At 72.4% G+C, this 16,466-nt stretch carries 16 protein-coding genes; 8 read left to right on the top strand and 8 right to left on the bottom strand.

All coding sequences use genetic code 11. The features are described 5' to 3' along the window. Positions 1-196: 196 nt before the first annotated feature. Positions 197-529 carry a hypothetical protein gene (locus OP04_RS54925; RefSeq protein WP_033343760.1) on the top strand — a complete coding sequence of 111 codons (333 nt, stop codon included), beginning with the start codon at positions 197-199 and terminating at the stop codon, positions 527-529. Continuing rightward, on the top strand, positions 493-735 hold the full coding sequence (locus tag OP04_RS54920) for a hypothetical protein (RefSeq protein ID WP_198154057.1): 243 nt from the start codon (positions 493-495) through the stop codon (positions 733-735). The genes OP04_RS54925 and OP04_RS54920 overlap by 37 nt, the downstream gene beginning before the upstream one ends. A gap of 194 nt (positions 736-929) precedes the next feature. On the opposite strand, the gene OP04_RS32840 is transcribed toward OP04_RS54920, so the two are convergent. The 3 genes from OP04_RS32840 to OP04_RS32830 are packed head-to-tail and all read right to left on the bottom strand — an operon-like array spanning position 930 to position 3,347. Beyond that, positions 930-2,390 carry an AMP-binding protein gene (locus OP04_RS32840; RefSeq protein WP_085066942.1) on the bottom strand — a complete coding sequence of 487 codons (1,461 nt, stop codon included), beginning with the start codon at positions 2,388-2,390 and terminating at the stop codon, positions 930-932. A gap of 2 nt (positions 2,391-2,392) precedes the next feature. Next, complete coding sequence (locus tag OP04_RS32835) at positions 2,393-3,112, bottom strand: SDR family NAD(P)-dependent oxidoreductase (RefSeq protein ID WP_033343758.1); 720 nt, start codon at positions 3,110-3,112, stop codon at positions 2,393-2,395. Next, complete coding sequence (locus tag OP04_RS32830; RefSeq protein WP_033343757.1) at positions 3,105-3,347, bottom strand: acyl carrier protein; 243 nt, start codon at positions 3,345-3,347, stop codon at positions 3,105-3,107. Before OP04_RS32830 ends, OP04_RS32835 begins: the two co-directional genes overlap by 8 nt. 138 nt (positions 3,348-3,485) lie before the next feature. Here OP04_RS32830 and pseB point away from each other — a divergent pair, with 138 nt between their 5' ends. The 6 genes from pseB to pseI are packed head-to-tail and all read left to right on the top strand — an operon-like array spanning position 3,486 to position 9,781. Continuing rightward, positions 3,486-4,463 (top strand): UDP-N-acetylglucosamine 4,6-dehydratase (inverting), encoded by a 978-nt coding sequence (gene pseB, locus OP04_RS32825; protein WP_033343819.1) that lies wholly within the window; start codon positions 3,486-3,488, stop codon positions 4,461-4,463. Beyond that, positions 4,463-5,587 (top strand): DegT/DnrJ/EryC1/StrS family aminotransferase, encoded by a 1,125-nt coding sequence (locus OP04_RS32820; RefSeq protein WP_033343818.1) that lies wholly within the window; start codon positions 4,463-4,465, stop codon positions 5,585-5,587. Before pseB ends, OP04_RS32820 begins: the two co-directional genes overlap by 1 nt. A 1-nt stretch (position 5,588) precedes the next feature. After that, complete coding sequence (locus OP04_RS32815; RefSeq protein WP_033343756.1) at positions 5,589-6,497, top strand: hypothetical protein; 909 nt, start codon at positions 5,589-5,591, stop codon at positions 6,495-6,497. A 13-nt stretch (positions 6,498-6,510) separates the two neighbouring features. Beyond that, positions 6,511-8,205: a hypothetical protein gene (locus OP04_RS32810; protein ID WP_033343755.1), complete on the top strand. Its 1,695-nt coding sequence runs from the start codon at positions 6,511-6,513 to the stop codon at positions 8,203-8,205. Beyond that, positions 8,202-8,729, top strand: coding sequence for a GNAT family N-acetyltransferase (locus tag OP04_RS32805; RefSeq protein ID WP_051799443.1), 528 nt, complete (start codon positions 8,202-8,204; stop codon positions 8,727-8,729). The genes OP04_RS32810 and OP04_RS32805 overlap by 4 nt, the downstream gene beginning before the upstream one ends. After that, positions 8,726-9,781 (top strand): pseudaminic acid synthase, encoded by a 1,056-nt coding sequence (gene pseI / locus OP04_RS32800; protein ID WP_051799442.1) that lies wholly within the window; start codon positions 8,726-8,728, stop codon positions 9,779-9,781. The genes OP04_RS32805 and pseI overlap by 4 nt, the downstream gene beginning before the upstream one ends. A gap of 45 nt (positions 9,782-9,826) precedes the next feature. On the opposite strand, the gene OP04_RS32795 is transcribed toward pseI, so the two are convergent. The 5 genes from OP04_RS32795 to OP04_RS32775 all read right to left on the bottom strand — a co-directional run bounded on the left by OP04_RS32795 (position 9,827) and on the right by OP04_RS32775 (position 16,414). Then, positions 9,827-10,519 (bottom strand): GH12 family glycosyl hydrolase domain-containing protein, encoded by a 693-nt coding sequence (locus OP04_RS32795; RefSeq protein ID WP_232323825.1) that lies wholly within the window; start codon positions 10,517-10,519, stop codon positions 9,827-9,829. Between the two features lie 74 nt (positions 10,520-10,593). Then, positions 10,594-11,640 (bottom strand): SGNH/GDSL hydrolase family protein, encoded by a 1,047-nt coding sequence (locus OP04_RS32790; protein ID WP_157240685.1) that lies wholly within the window; start codon positions 11,638-11,640, stop codon positions 10,594-10,596. 161 nt (positions 11,641-11,801) lie between these two features. After that, a complete protein-coding gene (locus tag OP04_RS32785) occupies positions 11,802-14,492 on the bottom strand; it encodes a fibronectin type III domain-containing protein (RefSeq protein WP_198154056.1) in 2,691 nt (896 codons plus the stop codon). 225 nt (positions 14,493-14,717) lie between these two features. After that, positions 14,718-15,482: an SDR family NAD(P)-dependent oxidoreductase gene (locus OP04_RS32780; protein ID WP_033343751.1), complete on the bottom strand. Its 765-nt coding sequence runs from the start codon at positions 15,480-15,482 to the stop codon at positions 14,718-14,720. Further along, complete coding sequence (locus tag OP04_RS32775) at positions 15,470-16,414, bottom strand: aldo/keto reductase (protein ID WP_033343750.1); 945 nt, start codon at positions 16,412-16,414, stop codon at positions 15,470-15,472. Before OP04_RS32775 ends, OP04_RS32780 begins: the two co-directional genes overlap by 13 nt. Positions 16,415-16,466 lie beyond the last annotated feature (52 nt).

Here is a 16,466-nt window from a genome sequence, read left to right as displayed (position 1 = left end):
CTCGGTCGGCGTGCGCTGCGCCGGTGTGGCTCAGCGTTACGCCAATCAAGTTCGGCCACCGCCCGCAAACCCTGACAGATCGACCGGGTGCTATGCGGTAAGTGCTCGGGTCCCGCACGGTTGCCGAACCTCCCGATGCGGCGATCAGTAGCGTTCGAAGCCTGCTGATCGGCCAGTTCAGGGCCTGCTGAAGGTAGTGTTCGGCCTCTGCGGGTCGTCCACGCTCACCGTCGCCGGCTACGCCTCGGAGATCGTCGCCTCCGGCTTCCCGGCCGTCCGCCGCCCGGGTGACCGGGCACGACGCGCGCAGCTGGACGGCTACCTGGCCCGCATCGTGGAGCACGACTTCCCGGAGCAGGGGCACCTGGTCCGCCGTCCGGCGACGCTGCGCGCCTGGCCGGCCGGCTACCCGCGCGCGACCGCCACCACCACGTCCTGTTCCGCGATCCTCGACGCCGCCACGCCCGGTGACACCGGCAAGCCGTCGAAGACGTGCGCACGAGGAACGGGGATCACGAGGCCGATCTGATCGTGGCGCGGGCCGACCGGCGGGTGGTCGCGCTGGAGGTCGGGCTGGCCGCCGACGTGTCCGGCGAGGACGTGCGCCACCTGCACTGGTTGCGGGAGAGACTCGGCGACGGCCTGCTCGACGCCGCGGTGATCACGACGGGCCGGGAGGCGTACCGGCGCGAGGACGGCATCGCCGTCATCCCCGCCGCGCTGCTGGGTGCCTGACCGCGATCCGTCCGGCCGTCCGCGGCGGAGCACACCACGGGTTTCCGGTGACCAGCGGCGGCACCGGCAGGGAGGAGCGCCGGCGACGACCGGTGCCCGCGGGAGCAACGCTGCCGGACCACGCCGGAAGCGGGAACATGAACTGGATCTTCTGGGTTGTCCGGCGGATCTCCGGGGAGATCCGCCGGACGGGGTCAGCGCTCCAGGCCGCTCAGGGACCGGTAGTCGATCTTGCCGTTCGGGAGGAGCGGCAGGGCGTCGATGGCGCGGATGTCGAAGCCGGTGGAGTGGAGGCCGGTGCGTTTGACCAGGTCGTGACGGATGACGGTGCGCAGGTCGTCGTCGGCGGACTCGGCGTAGACGATGATGCGGTCGTCGCCGCTGACGGCCGCGACCGGGCCCCGGCCGGTCAGCATGCGCTCCACGTCGTCAAGGTTGAGGCGGACGCCGAAGACCTTGCTGAAGCGCTTGATCCGGCCGCTGAGGTACAGCAGGCCGCGCTCGTCGACGCGGCCGACGTCGCCGGTGGAGAGCACGCCGGCCAGGTCGTCGCCGCGCACCAGGTCGGCGGCGGAGTCGGCGTAGCCCATCATGACGTTCGGGCCGGTGTAGACGATCTCGCCGACGCCCTCGGAGTCCGGCGAGTCGACCAGGAACGCGCCGCCGGGGATCGCGGCGCCGGCCGAGTCGGCGGCGTCGGGCAGGTGTCCGGGCGGGAGCACGGCCATCCGGCCGGCCTCGGTCTGGCCGTACATGACGATCAGCTCGCCGCCGGCCGTGCGCATGCGCGTGCTGAAGTCCACCACCAGGTCACTGCGCAGCCGGCCGCCGGCCTGGGTGAGCGTGCGCAGCGTGGGCACGCTCTGCGGGTCGAAGCCGATCCGGCGGAGCATCTCGCACTGGTACGGCACGGTGGCCAGCGACGTGATCCGCCGGTCGGCCGCGGTGCGCCAGAAGCCGGCGTCGAGCAGCCCGCGCGGGTCGAGCAGCACGGTGCCGCCGGCCGCGAGGTGCGTGTTCAGGACCATCAGCCCGTACGTGTAGAACAGCGGCAGGCTGGTGACCGTGGTCTCGGTGGCGTCGATGCCGAGCGCCGCGACCACGGAGGCCACGTTCCGGAACAGTGCCTGCCGGGAGAGCCGGACCAGCCGCGGATTGCCGGTCGAGCCGGACGTCGCCAGCAGCAGGGCCAGGTCCGGGTGTGTCTCGGCGCCGCCGGGTCCCGCCCACAGCGGTCCCAGAACATCACAATCTTTCCGCTGGTACGCCGTGAGCCTGTCCTGGTCCCGGTCACCGATCCCGGTCACCACGCCGGGGCGGTAGCGGTCCACCAGGTCGCCGATCGTCTCCGCCGGGAGTCCGGCGTCGATCAGCGCGACCGGCCGGCGGGCCTGCACCGCGCCGAGGTAGCGGACGACGGAGTCGATGTCGGTGGACATCAGCACGAGCACCGGGCCGGCGGGGAGGTCGGCGTACCGGTCCGCGGCCGCGTCGACGGCCGCGACCAGCGCGGATCCGCCCAGCTCCCGGCCGGTGATCGGATCGATCAGGCAGGCGCCGGGGTGTGGCAGTGTGACCGCGTCCGCGTCGGCGAGCCCGGTGGCGGCCGAGCCGGCGGCCTGGGTGGGCACGGACCGGCGATCCGTGTCTGTCATTTTCATACGGTGAGCCCGCCGTCCACGCCGAGCACCTGACCGGTGATGAAGTCCGCGTCCGGGCCGAGCAGGAACGCGACGGCCGCGGCGACGTCGTCCGCGGTGCCGAGGCGGCCGAGCGCGGTGGCGGCGATCCGCTCCTTGCGCTGCGCCTCGTCCAGCGTGGCGAGCATGTCCGTGTCGACGAAGCCGGGCGCGACCGCGTTGACCCGGATGCCGAGCGGGCCGAGTTCCTTGGCGGCGGCGCGGGCCAGCCCGGCGACCGCGGCCTTGGTGGCGCCGTAGACGGCCTGTCCGGCGGCGCCGGCCGTGCCCATGATCGAGGAGACCAGGACGACAGCGGGACGGTCACCGCGGCGCAGGAGGCTGATCGACGCCTGGAGCGTGTGCGCGGCGCCGGTCGCGTTGACCGCGAAGAGCCGTTCGACGGCGGCGGCCGGCATCGCGCCGAGCATGGCCGCGTCGTGCGTGCCCGCGTTGATGACCAGCGCGTCGAGGCGGCGGTGCACGGTGAAGATCTCCCTCGCGACCGCCTTCATCGCGTCCGCGTCGGCGACGTCACCGCTCAGTGGGAGGCCGTTGAATTCGGCCGCCACGGGAGCCGCATTCTCCATTGTGCTGGCGTGTAAGCAGAGCGTGTGGCCGCTCGTGGCCAGGCGGGCGGCGACGGCACGACCGATGCCGCGGGAGGCGCCGGTGACCAGCGCGACCCGGCTAGTCAAAGTCGACCCCCTGGCGTTCCAGCACCTTGCGGGCCTGGGCGAACGAGCTGATGGCGAGCACGTCCTCGGTGTCGATCATGACGTCGAAGGCCTGCTCGAGCGCGGCGACCAGCGCCATGTGGGCGAGCGAGTCCCAGGTGGGGATGCCGCGGTATTCGAGGTCGTCGACGGGCGTGCCGGCGGGGAGTTCGAGCGACGCGCGAAACACCTCGCGCAGGCGGTCCAGGGGTGGCAAAGAAGACTCCTTTGCGGCGAAATTTCGGGATCTGCTGCTTTTCTTCCGTCTGTCCAACGAACGATCAAGATGCTTGGTCGTTAGGTCGAGTGGCAAAGCGCCGCAAAGTCGAGGTACCAGGGGGTTTTCACCGTGAGCGTGCTGACCGGGTCGGCAATCCTGATCACCGGGGGTACGGGCTCGCTGGGCAAGGCGTTCCTGCGCTACGCCCTCGATCACCTCAACCCGAAGCGGCTCGTGGTGTTCTCCCGCGACGAGCTCAAGCAGTACGAGACGCGGCAGCTGATGGGCGACGACCCGCGGCTGCGCTGGTTCATCGGCGACGTGCGCGACCGCGAGCGCCTCACCCGGGCCATGCACGGCGTCGACTTCGTGGTGCACGCGGCCGCGCTGAAGCAGGTCGACACCGCGGAGTACAACCCGTTCGAGTTCGTCCGCACCAACGTGTACGGCTCGCAGAACGTGGTCGAGGCCGCGATCGACTGCGGCGTCAAGAAGGTCGTGGCACTCTCCACGGACAAGGCGTCCAGCCCGATCAACCTGTACGGCGCCACGAAGCTCACGGCCGACAAGATCTTCATCTCCGCGAACCACTACGCGGCGAACCATCCGACCCGGTTCGCCGTGGTGCGCTACGGCAACGTGGTCGGCAGCCGCGGCTCCGTGGTGCCGTTCTTCCGCAAGCTGCACGCGGAGGGCCGCAGCCTGCCGATCACGGACAAGCGGATGACCCGTTTCTGGATCACGCTGGACCAGGCGGTCCGGTTCGTCTCCACCTCGTTCGACATGATGAACGGCGGCGAGCTGTACGTGCCGCGCATCCCGTCCATGCGCATCCTCGACCTGGCCAACGCGGTCGCGCCGGACGTCTCCACGTACGAGATCGGCATCCGTCCCGGCGAGAAGCTGCACGAGGAGATGATCTCGCTGGACGACGCGTCCCGGACGCTGCGGCTGCCCGACCGGTACGTGGTCCAGCCGACCATCGCCAGCTGGGGCTACACGCCGCCGGCGAACGGCGAGCCGGTGCCGGACGACTTCGTCTACCGCTCCGACGGCAACGACCTGTGGCTCTCCATCGACGAGCTGCGCGACATGATCGGCACCGGCGCGTGATGCTCCCCTACGGACGCCAGTCCATCGACGACGAGGACATCGCCGCGGTCACGGCCGCGCTGCGCGGTGACTTCCTGACCACCGGCCCGACCGTCGGCGCGTTCGAGGCGGCGCTCTCCGCGCGGCTCGGCGGGCCCGGGTGCGTGGCGGTCACGTCCGGCACGGCAGCGCTGCACGTGGCGTACGCCGCGATCGGCATCCGCCCCGGCGACGAGGTGATCACCACGCCGATCACGTTCGTCGCCACCGCGGCCGCCGCGGTGCTGCAGGGCGCGAAGGTCGTCTTCGCGGACGTGGAGGCGGAGACCGCGAACCTGGACGCGGCCGCGGTGGACGCGCTGGTCACCACCCGGACCAGGGCGATCACCGCGGTCGACTACGCCGGTCACCCGGCCGAGTACGAAGCCCTGACCAAGGTCGCCCGGCGCGCGGACGTCACGCTGATCGCGGACGCGGCGCACTCGATCGGCTCCACCTACCGGGGCGTGCCGGTCGGCTCGCTCGCGGACGTCACCACGCTGTCGTTCTTCCCGACCAAGAACGTGACCACCGGCGAGGGCGGCGCGGTCGCGGCCACGGACCCGGCGGTGCTGGACCGGGCGCGGCGGTTCGCGAACCAGGGCACGGTCCGCGAGCGGGAGCTGATGCGCGCGCCGGACGAGGGCGGCTGGTTCTACGAGACGCACTCGTTCGGCCTGAACTACCGCCTGCCGGACGTGCTCTGCGCACTCGGGCTCAGTCAGCTGCGCCGGCTCGGCCAGTTCAAGGCCGCGCGCGCCCGGCTGGTCGCGCGCTACCACGAGATGCTGGCGGACGTGCCCGGCCTGACCGTGCCGGCCCAGCGCGCCTGGGCCGACCCGATGTGGCACCTCTATCCGGTGCGGATCGCGGACGGACGGCGGCGCGAGGTCTACGACCGGATGCGCGCGGCCGGCGTCGGCGTGCAGGTCAACTACGTGCCGGTCCACCTGCACCCGGTGTTCCAGGATCTCGGCTACCGGGCCGGCATGTGCCCGGTGGCGGAACGGTTCTACAGCGAGGAGCTCTCGCTCCCGCTCTTCGCCGACCTCACGGACGCCGACCAGGAGCGGGCCGTCGAGGCGCTGCGGGCCGTCCTGGGCTGACGTGCACCACGCGAACCACTTCTACGGGCACGCGCACGTGCTGGCCCGGTACTGCGGGCTCGACGACACCGATCCGCCCCGGATCGCCGGGTACCTGCAGCACGGCTGGAACATCGGCGACGGGCTGGGCGAGGGGACCCGGCTGGTGGCCGGGCGGCCCACGTTCGCCTGGTCCGCCGCCACGGCCGCGCGGGCACGGCTGGCCGGGCGGCCCGCGGTGGTGATCGGGGCGCCGTTCGCGTACCTGATGGCGCACGCGGAACGGGTCCTGGCGGCCGACCGTCCGCGGCTGGCGCCACCGGCCCTGGCCGTCCCGCGGCAGGACGGCATGCGGCGGACCGGCACGCTCTGGTACCCGTTCCACGGCTGGGAGAAGCAGAAGGTCCGTGGCGACCACGACGCGCTGATCGCCACGATCAAGGCGGTGGAGACCGAGCCGGTCACGATCTGCCTCTACTGGCAGGACCACGACGACCGGCGGGTCCGCGGCCGGTACGAGCGGGCCGGCTTCCGGGTCATCTGCCACGGCCGCCGCGGGTTCAAGTGGCGCGGCACCGACCCGCAGTTCCTCGACCGTCAGCTCGCCGAGCTGCGCGGGCACCGCCGGGTGGCGTCCAACCGGCTCTCCACCGCGATCTTCCACGGCATCGCGGCCGGATGCGAGCCGGCCGTCTACGGCGACGAGATGTCGCTGGCCGGCGAGGACCCCCGCTACGGCGGGCACGCCCGCGTCCGCCGCCAGTGGCCCGCGCTCTACGGCGAGCAGACCGACCTGCGCGCCGCCCGCGAGGCCGCGCGCGCCGAACTCGGTCTCGACCACCTGGCCGCCCCGGACGAGCTGCGTGACCTGCTCGGCTGGCCGGCGGCATCATCCGTTCCGGAGCCGAGGGCGACCCGTGTCAGATTGTGATCCATTGCCGGCGATGACGACGTTGACGTTGATCGGCGGGGAGACCATGGCGTACTCCGATGCCGACCGGGCCGCCGGGGGCGCCGCGCTCGGGCTGCTGGCCGGCGCGTACGCCGGCCCGGAGACCAGGGTGCTGCTGGCCGGCCCGCACGCCACCGAGCTGATCGACGCGCTCGCCGACCGGTGCGCGGCCGTGACCTGTCTGGTCCGCACGCTGACCGACGCGCAGGCGCTGGCCCGGCGGCACGAGCGCAACCCGCGCGTCCGGGTGCTCTGCGGCAGCCTGGACGCGTTCACGCCCGGCGGCGACCAGGATCTGGTGCTGGCGCTCGGCGGTCTGGGCCGGCTGCACAGCCCGGACGGCGCGCGGCTCACCTGGCAGTCCTCGCTGGACCGGCTGATCGCGGCGACCGCGAGCGCGGGCGTGCTGCTGCTCGGCGTGGAGAACCCGCTCGGCGTGCACCGGCTGACCACGGCCGGCGGGCTGCCCGCGCCGGACCCGGCCGAGCCGGTGGGCCACAGCGCGCTGGTGGCGCGGCTGCGCGAGGCCGGGCTGCACGTGGCGCCGAGCTACGCCGCGTTCGCGGACCCGGCCCGGCCGACCGTGCTGGCGCGGACGCCCGAGCTGGACGCCGCGTCCGGCGCGGTGCCGTTGCTGGCCGCCGAGGCCGCGGCCGCGTTCTCCGCCGTCACCCGCCGCCGCCCGCTGCTGGACGACCCGCGCCGCCTGGCCGGGGCCGCGCTGCGCGCCGGGATGGGCGCGCAGCTCGCACCGCTGTGGGTGGTCGCGGCCGGGCGCGCGCCGGTGCGCCCGCACGAGCCGTTGCCGTCCGCGTTCGTCGCCGGTGGCGCGCACGCGGCGCACTGGGACGCCGCGGTCGCGTACGAGCGGGCCGAGGACGGCCGGTGGTCGCGCCGGCTGCTGTCCGAGTCCGGCACCACGCTGCGCATGGTCGGCCGGGTCGCACGCACGCCGGAGCTGCTCACCGGCGCCGTCGCACCGGACCGGCTGCTGGAGGAGCAGCTGCTGGCCGCCTGCGCGGCCCATGACCTTCCGGCGGTACGGGAGTTGCTGCGCGCCTATGCGACCTGGCTGGCCGCCACACCGTCGGCGTTCGCGACCTGCGACAACGTGCTGGCCGACGGCGACCGGCACGAGCTGCTGGACCCGTCCTGGCACCTGTCCGCGCCGATCGGGGCCGACGAGGCGCTGGCGCGGGCGCTGCGCGGGTTCGCGGTCACGCTGCTCACCTCCGGTCTGCCGCACCCGTGGCCGGCCAGCCTGGACGTGGAGAGCCTCACCGTGTCCCTGGCCGCGGCCGCGGGACGGCCGCTGACCAGGGAGGACGCGCGCGCGGCGGTGGCGTTGGAGTGCGAGATCCAGGCCGCGCGCCAGGTGCTGCCGGAGCAGGCCGAGCAGGAGCTGCGCTGCGAGCTGGGCACGGTCACCGCGCGGCACACCGCGCTGGCCGCGCGCGACTGGCGGTCGATGACCGGCGCGATGGACCGGCTGGCCGGGGAGCTGGCCGAGGCGCGCGACGAGATCACCTGGTGGGAGGAGCGGGTCCGCACCTCCACCCGCGAGCACGAGCGCCACCTGCACCGGTACCGCAGCTCGCGCAGTTTCCTGGTCGGCCGCGCGGTCACCGCGCCGCTGCGGCTGGCCCGCCAGACCGTCCGACGCGTCGCCGGGAGCAGTGACACATGAGTGCCGTCCCCACCATCGAACTCCGCCCGGCCCAGGACGCCGACCGGGACATGATCCTCGGCTGGCGCAACCACGCGGCGGTCCGTCAGGCCAGCTTCACCACGCACGTGATCGCCGTGGACGAGCACGCGGCCTGGTGGTCGCGCGTGGCCGCGGACGACGCCCGGCAGGTCCGCATCGCCTGCGACGGGGAGACGCCGGTCGGCGTCGTGATCTTCACCGAGCGGGACGGCGGCGCGGACTGGAGCTTCTACCTGGACGTGGACGGGCTGGAGGCGCGCCGCGCGCTGCTGCCCACCTGGATCGCCACCGAGGTCGCCACGCTGGACCACGCGTTCGGGCCCGCCGGGTACACCGAGCTGCGCGGCGAGGCGCTGGCCAGGAACTCGGCCGTGGTCAGGCTGCACGAACGCTTCGGCTTCACCGTCACCGGCGAGTACCAGCGCGAGGTGGACGGCGAGCCCGAGACGGTCCGGCGGTACTCGCTCACGGCCGCCGCCTATCGAAAGGAAGTCCCCGCATGACGGTTCGCCAGACGCGCATCGACCAGCAGAACATCGGCACGGCGTACCCCCCGTTCGTGATCGCGGAGATGTCCGGCAACCACAACGGCGACCTGGACCGCGCGCTGCGGATCGTGGATGCGATCGCGGACGCCGGGGCCAGCGCGCTGAAGATCCAGACGTACCGCGCGGACACGCTCACCATCGACGTGGACGGGCCGCGTTTCCGGATCAGCTCCGGGCACGAGCTGTGGGGCGGCGAGAACCTCTACCGGTTGTACGAGCGGGCGCACACGCCCTGGGAGTGGCACGAGCCGATCTTCGACCGGGCGCGGGAGCGCGGGCTGATCGCGTTCTCCAGCCCGTTCGACCCGACCGCGATCGATCTGCTGGAGAAGCTGAACGCGCCGGCGTACAAGATCGCGTCGTCCGAGATGGTGGACCTGCCGCTGATCCGGCTGGCCGCGTCCACCGGCAAACCGCTGATCATCTCGACCGGCATGGCGAACGTGGCCGAGATCGACGCGGCCGTCCGGGCCGCGCGCGGTGCCGGCTGCGCGAACCCGATCCTGCTCAGCTGCACCGCCACCTACCCGGCACCGGTCGAGGCCGCGAACCTGCGGCGCATCCCGGTGCTGGCGGACGCGTTCGACACGATCGCCGGGCTCTCCGACCACACGCCCGGCATCGGCGTGGCGGTGGCGTCCGTGGCGCTCGGCGCCTGCGTGATCGAGAAGCACGTGACGCTGGACCGGGCCTCAGGCGGCGTGGACGCGGAGTTCTCGCTGGAGCCGGCGGAGCTTTCGATGCTGGTCGTGGAGGCGCGGCGCGCGCACGCGGCGCTCGGCTCGCCGCGGATCGGCGCGGACCAGTCCGAGGAGGAGGGTCTGCGCTACCGGCGGTCGCTCTACGTCGTCGAGGACGTGGCGGCCGGCGATGTGGTCACCCGGGACAACGTGCGGTCGATCCGGCCGGCCGGCGGGCTCGCGCCCGGCGACATCGACCTGGTGCTGGGTCGCACGTTCCGCGCCGCTCACCCCAAGGGCACGCCGTTGACCTGGGACATCGTCTAAGAATGCGATCGGGGCCGCCGCGCGGGCGGGGCGCGCGGCGGTTCCTCAGGACGCGGTGACGGAGAACGAGTTCGTGACGAAGTCCTTGCCGCCGGACGAGCTGGTGATCTCGTAACCGAACTGGACGTTGCCCACGGTCACGTCACCCCACCAGCCGTTCGTGCGCAGCCACTGGGCGATCGCCCGGATGTCGACCGTGCCGGAGCTGGTGTTGCCGGTCCGGACGAACGAGTAGACGTTGTTGGCGCCGTTGGACCCGCGGTAGATCTGCCAGGTGTGGCCGCCGACGCTCTGTGTGGTCTGCAGCGTGCCGAGCGGGCCGACCGCGCCGTACTTGTTCATCCACAGCATGATCTCGTGGGCGTTGTCCGAGGACCAGATGTCGTACGCCGTGGTGAACGCGACGCCGCTGGTCGGGACCGTGACGTTGAAGCTGCTGGTGGTGGTGCCCAGCGCGCTGACCTTCTTGCCGACGTACTTCGTCGCGTTCGGGTACGACTTGATGCCGCCGGTGTTCGGGTGGTTCGCCCAGACGCCCCAGTTGCTGTACGAGTTCGCCCAGATGGACTGTGCGCCGTAACCGGAGCCCCAGATGTTGTTGTAGAGCGTGTAGCCGCCGTTGGTCCAGGTGGCCCAGCGGTCGCTGGAGCCCCAGACGGCCGCGTGGGCGGGCGCGGCGACGGCGAGCGCCAGCACGCTGACGAGCGCCATGGCCAGAAGACGTGCGGTACGCAGCACGGTGACACCTCCGATGATTCCGCGCGACCGTACCCACGTTAGTTTTGGCTTCAAACGAAGTCAAGTGACCGACATCAATGCCTGCCGACGGCCAGCAAGCGCCTGGCCAGCAGGTAGATCGCCGCGCCGGCCGAGACCAGCGCCAGGCCGGCCAGGATCTCCATCACCACGTCCGGCCCGGTGAGCGGCAGCGTGCCACCGCCCCCGCCGGACCCCGGCGCCGCGATCGCGGACTCCGACGGGCCCGGCGTCACGGTGCCGGACGGCGGCGGGGAGGCCGGGCCGTCCCGCTCGGTGATCCACTGCGCCACGTCCTGCGGCGTGCCGACCGCCTTGGTGAACAGCGGCAGGTAGCCCTCGGCCTGCCCGGCCGGGTTCGGGTGCAGGATCGTGCCGTCGGCCTGGCCCTCGAACCCGGCCACCCACGGCGTCGTGGAGCAGATCTCGTGCGCGGTGAACGCGGGCTCGACGTCCACATAGGCGATGCCGGCCAGCTTCGCCTGCGCGGCCAGCACCGTGTTCAGCCCGCCCATCACGCGGTTGCCGATCCCGCGGATCTCCGCGGGGATGTCCGGCGTGCCGCAGTCCCCGTCCACCGAGAACGGCTGGGGATAGCCGGTCAGCACCACCTTCGCCTGGGGCGCACGCTCCTTCACGGTGGTCAGCACGGTCCCGACCGCGGACGGCAGCGCGGACTGCAGCGCCTCCTCGATCCGGGCCTGAGCGGCCGCGCAGTCCGCCGCCCGCGCCGGGTCCAGGCAGACGGCGAACGCGCCGGTCACGCCCAGATCGTTCGCCCCGACGGTGATGCTGACCAGGTCGGTCTCCCCGGTCAGCGCGGCGGCCGCGGCCAGCACGTCGGCGGTCTTGGCACCGCTGCACGTCGCGGTGGTCAGCCGGGCCAGACCCGGGTCCGTGGCGGTCCAGAGCCGGGAATAGGCCCCGGCCGTGTTACGGCAGGCGTCCAACGGCGTCCCGGCGCCCACCCCGGCGGCGTACGAGTCACCGAGCGCCACGAAGTCCACCATGGGCAGTGCGCTCGCGGCGGCGGACGCGGGCGCGGGCGCCCCTGCCAGGACCACCAGCGAAACGGCCGCGGCCGTGCGCAGAATACCGGACAACAACAAGACGATCTCTCCTCAGCACGCCCGTGGAAACGCTTCCAGCAGGCTGGCACTCCCGGTAGCTCAGGGGAAGACCACTTACTGTTCACTCACCGGAATACAGGGGAACACCCCGCCGGCCCGGAGGCCGACGGGGTGCGCCCGTGTTGTCGTACCGCTTACCAGATCTTGATGTAGGCGTTCTGCCAGCGAACCATGTTGTCCTGGCCCCAGCCGCCGGCCAGGAGGCGCTTGCCGCCCTTGGTCGCGTTGGCCGGGATCTGGATCGCCGCGGCGAACGTACCGTCCGCCTTGGCGGTCGCGCCGCCCACCTTCCACTTCATGGTGCCGGAGTAGAAGTACACCCAGACCGACTCGCCCGGCTTCCAGCCGTAGCCGGTGACCGTGGTCCACGACGTCGGGTACAGGTTGTACCCGCCGCTGCTCGACAGGCCGCCGCCGGTCGGCGAGGTCGCCGGCCAGACGATGGTCGGCAGAGCGGCGTCCGGCGTACCGGTGACACCGGTCGACCAGTCACCGTTGACCTCGCCCTTGACCGCGCGGACCGTGACGGTGTACTGCGTGCCACCGGCGAGACCGCGGATGGTGCAGACCTTGTTCTCGGCGCCGATCGCGGCGCACCAGAACGACTTGCCACCGGCGACGGCCATCGCCTGGTACTTGGTGGCACCCTCGACACCGTTCCACATGACCCGCAGGCCCTGCGCCACCTTCATCACCGAGACGCCGCCCGGGACGCCGGGCTTGTCGCCCGTGCCGCCGCCGATCGCGTCCGTGGTGACCTCGGAGCTACCGGCAGCCGCCGTGTTCGCCCAGATGGTGTACTTGGTCCCCGCCGCGCCGGCGTCGAAGACGCACTCGAGCGGGGTGGCGGACGACAGGATCTCGCAGGAGTTACCGGCCGGAACCGACTTCACCGTGTAGCTGGTGATGCTCAGCGCGGTGCTGGTCGGCGCCTTCCAGGAAACCTTGACCTTGCCACCGTCGATCGCCTCGGCCTTGGCCTCGGTGACCGGTCCGGGCGGACCGGCGACGACAGCGCTGCTGGTCACGGTCTTGGAGTCGTCGTTACCGGCGACACCCAGCGCCTTGATCGAGAACGTGTAGCTGGTGCCACCGGTCAGACCGTTGACGGTGCAGCTGACCACGTCGTCCGTGGCCATGTAGGCCGCGGTGCACATCTTGTTGTCCGGCGACGAGTTGACGCTGTAGGACGCGATACCCGCACCCAGCGCCGCCGGGCGGCGGAAGCTGACCTTCACCGCACCCGGACCGGCCGGCGTGGCGCCGGCGAGGTACGGGACGCCCGGCGAACCGGTGGCGGAGGTGACCTTCTCGCTGTCCGAGAAGTAGTTCACGTCGGACGCGAGCGTCCGCACCCAGTAGGAACGGGTGCCCGCGGGCAGCGGAACCTCGTACTCGCACTCCGTGGACGTGGCGGTCACACCGGCGAGCGCGTTGCAGGCGGCGGAGATGTCGCCCTCAGCGCTGCTGTAGACCCTCAGCGAGCCCACCGGCACCTGGTTCCCGGTCGGCAGCGCCCAGGTGACCTTCACCTTGTTGGTGCCGATCGGCTCCACCTTGACCCCGGTCGCGGCGGACGGACGTCCGACCACGTCGTAGGAGTCGGTGTAGCTGGTCGGCGTGAGCGCACCGGCGATCGAGCCGCCCAGCGCCTTGACCTTGAACTTGTAGCTCCGGCCGGCCTCGAGACCGGTGATGGAGCAGCTCGTGTTCGCAGTGCTGACGCAGGTGTCCGTGACGGCCTTGACCGCCGGCGACGCCTCCACCGTGTAGAGCGGCGCGGGCGTCGAGTTCATCTTCTGGTTCGCCGCGTTGTACTGCGGCGCGGTCCACTGCAGCAGGATCGACGGACCGGTCATCATGGCCGGCGGCGACACGAGCTGCGGCATCGACGGCGAACCACCCCAGTAGGTGGTGGTGGCCGCGGCCGAGATGCCGACCGAGTTGTTCGCCAGCACCCGGACCGAGTACTGCTCGCCGTCGACGAGGTCGGTGACCGCGCAGCCCGCGAGGGCGGTCACGGCCGCACAGGTGTAGCTCGGCGGCGTGGCGATCGCCGAGTTCTTCGGCGTCACCGTGACGGTGTAGTTGTCCACCGGGCCGCCGGACGAGGCCGGCGTCCACCAGACCGTGCCGGTGTGCGTGAACGGCGCCAGAGCGGCCGCGTCACTGGTCGCGTCCACGACCACGTCGAGCGGCGCGCCCGGAACACCGGGCGTGATGGCCGCGGACGCGGTCGACGACGTGGTGCCGGTGTCGCCGCCACCGATGGCGTTGACCCAGAACGTGTACGCCTTGGCCGGGTCGAGACCCTCCACGACACACGTGGTCGCCGAGGTCGCGCAGCCCGCGCTGGTCGGCGTCGTGGTGACCGTGTAGGAGCTCGCGCCCGCGGCCATGGTCCACGACAGGTCCACCTTGCCCGAGCCGGAGACGGCCGGGTAGCCCATCGTCCAGGTCGGCTTGGCCGGCGGGCCGGGCGTCGCGGAGGAGGAGGCGGTCGCCGCGGTGCCGCGGGACGTCGACTCCGCGGTCTCGTAGCCCGCGACGTCGACCGAGTAGGTCTTCAGCGCGGTGAGACCGCCGATGAGGCAGCTGGTGGTGCTGACGTTGCAGGTTGCGGTGTTGCCATCCGTGTCCGTCGCCGTGGCGACGTAGTGGTTGACGGTCGCGCCGGCAATCGCGTTCCAGGTGACCCAGATCGAGTTCTGCTTCGGCGTGACGGTCACCCCGCCCGGGGCGGCCAGGGCCGCCGAGGCCGGCGCGGCCAATAGTGTTGTTGACAGAGCACCTGCGAAGGCCACGGCGCCGAGACGGGCGCTCAAGCCTTCCCGTGATGCCCAGCGTGAACGCGTTGCGCGTTCGCCGCCATGGACTATCGACATTCTTCGTACCCCCGTGTGGGTGCGGCCGGCACCTGTTTTGACCGGCGGAGACTCTCCGTAAGGTAAGCCAGCACGGAGGGTGATTGTTGGCGTTTCGCGCAGATCGGTTGTGACTTGCGCTCGGAAGTCACGATTCGGTCCCAACGGGGGCGTTCCGGCCCGCATCTACCAGGCGGTCCGGCCACCATCGATGACAACGTTCGCACCGGTCACATACGACGACCGGGGTGACGCCAGGAACAGCAGCGCGGTGGCCAGCTCGGACGGCTCCCCCACCCGGCCCAGCGGCGTCTGCTCCCCGAGCCGCCGCACCAGCGCCGGATCCCCGCCGGCACCCGGAAACGCGCCGGGGGTCAGCGTGTTCACCCGGATGCCGAGCGGGCCCAGCTCCACCGCGGCGTACCGCGCCAGCTGCACCAGACCGGCCTTGACCGCGCCGTAGTAGGGCGGGTTCCCCACGGCCGGGTCGTCGTAGACCGGACGTGGGCTGACCAGGCCGTACATGGACGACACCGCGATCACCGAGGGCGAGCCGTCCACGGCCGCCTTCACCATCAGGTCCCGGGTCGCGCCGACCAGCCGCTGAAACGCGGACAACGCCAGGTCCGCCGCCTCCGCGTAGTCCCGCGGCGTCGCCGTGGCCAGCGAGCCGGACCGGCCGACGTGCGCGTTGTGTACCAGCACGTCCAGCCGTCCCGTGCTGTCACGAAGCTCCCGCGCCAGCCCGGCGACCGCGGCGGTCGAGGTCACGTCGCAGGCGTGCGAGAGACAGCCGTCCACCGGGCCCCCGGAGCGGGACACCGCCCACACGGTCGCGCCGGCCGCGGACAGCACGGCCGCGAAGACGCGACCGAGCCGGCCGGTCGCGCCGGTCACCACGGCGGTCCGGCCGGTCAGGTCGAAGAGCGCGGCCGGCGTCACGGCGTCCACCGCGCCGGGTCAAGCAGATCCAGCGGTACGGCCGGCAGCTCCGCCAGCACGAACGCGCGCTCGTCCGCGGTCAGCGGCGTCCGGGCCGCCAGCGCCGCGTTCGCCCGCAGCTGCACCTCCGTGTCCGCGCCGACCACCACGGACGTCACCCACGGCAGGCCCAGCACGTACGCCATGCACAGGTCCGCGCGCCCGTCCCGGCCCAGCGCGGCCGCGGTCCGATCCAGCACGCCCACCACCCGGTCCCGGTCCGGCGGTGTCAGATGCGGCCAGCGTGTGCCGGAACCGGCCGCCAGCAGCCCCTGGAGATACACGCTGCGCACGGTCACCACCAGGTCCGGCCGCTCCGCCAGCGAGGCGGCCAGGTCCGGCGCGGTCCACCGCCGGTCCAGCACGTTGCACGGCAGCTGCACGTATCCGAGGCCGGGCAGCCGCAGCACGGCGCGCAGCTCCGCGGGCGACTGCACGCTGACCCCGACCCGTTCGGCGAGGCCGCTCTGGGCGTACCGGCGAAGGGTCTTCCAGCCCGCGCCGCCGACCGCCAGCGCGTCCGCGGCCCGGTGCAGCAGGATGGTCAGCGGCTCCCCCAGGTGCCCGGAGCTGCGGACCACACTGGCGGTGACCGCGTCGGCGAGCGAGGACTCACCGCTCGCGACCGCGCCGAGCGGTGCCACCTTCGTGATCACGCCCAGGCCGGAGCGGGCCGCGCCGATGCGGCGCTCGCTCTCGCCGTACGCGCGTGCCGTGTCGACATGGGTGATGCCGCAGGAGACCGCGGCGTGCAGGAGCGAGGCGGCGGCCGCGTCGGACAGGCCGCCGGTGGTGTTGGCGATGCCGTAGGCGCCGCCGAGTTGAGCGCCGCCGAGCACGAGCGCGGATTGCCGGTAACCGCCCCGCTCTCGCACGGGCAGCGCTGCGCGCAGGTCCGTCATGCAGGGACCAACGGTGAAGTCACCGTTCGGGAATCGGCGCGTTGGTCACTGC

The organism is Catenuloplanes japonicus, from assembly GCF_000717135.1.
In the GTDB taxonomy this organism is placed as follows: Bacteria; Actinomycetota; Actinomycetes; order Mycobacteriales; family Micromonosporaceae; genus Catenuloplanes; species Catenuloplanes japonicus.
Note: the sequence above shows the minus strand (reverse complement) of the source record. Positions and strands in the feature narration are given on the sequence as shown.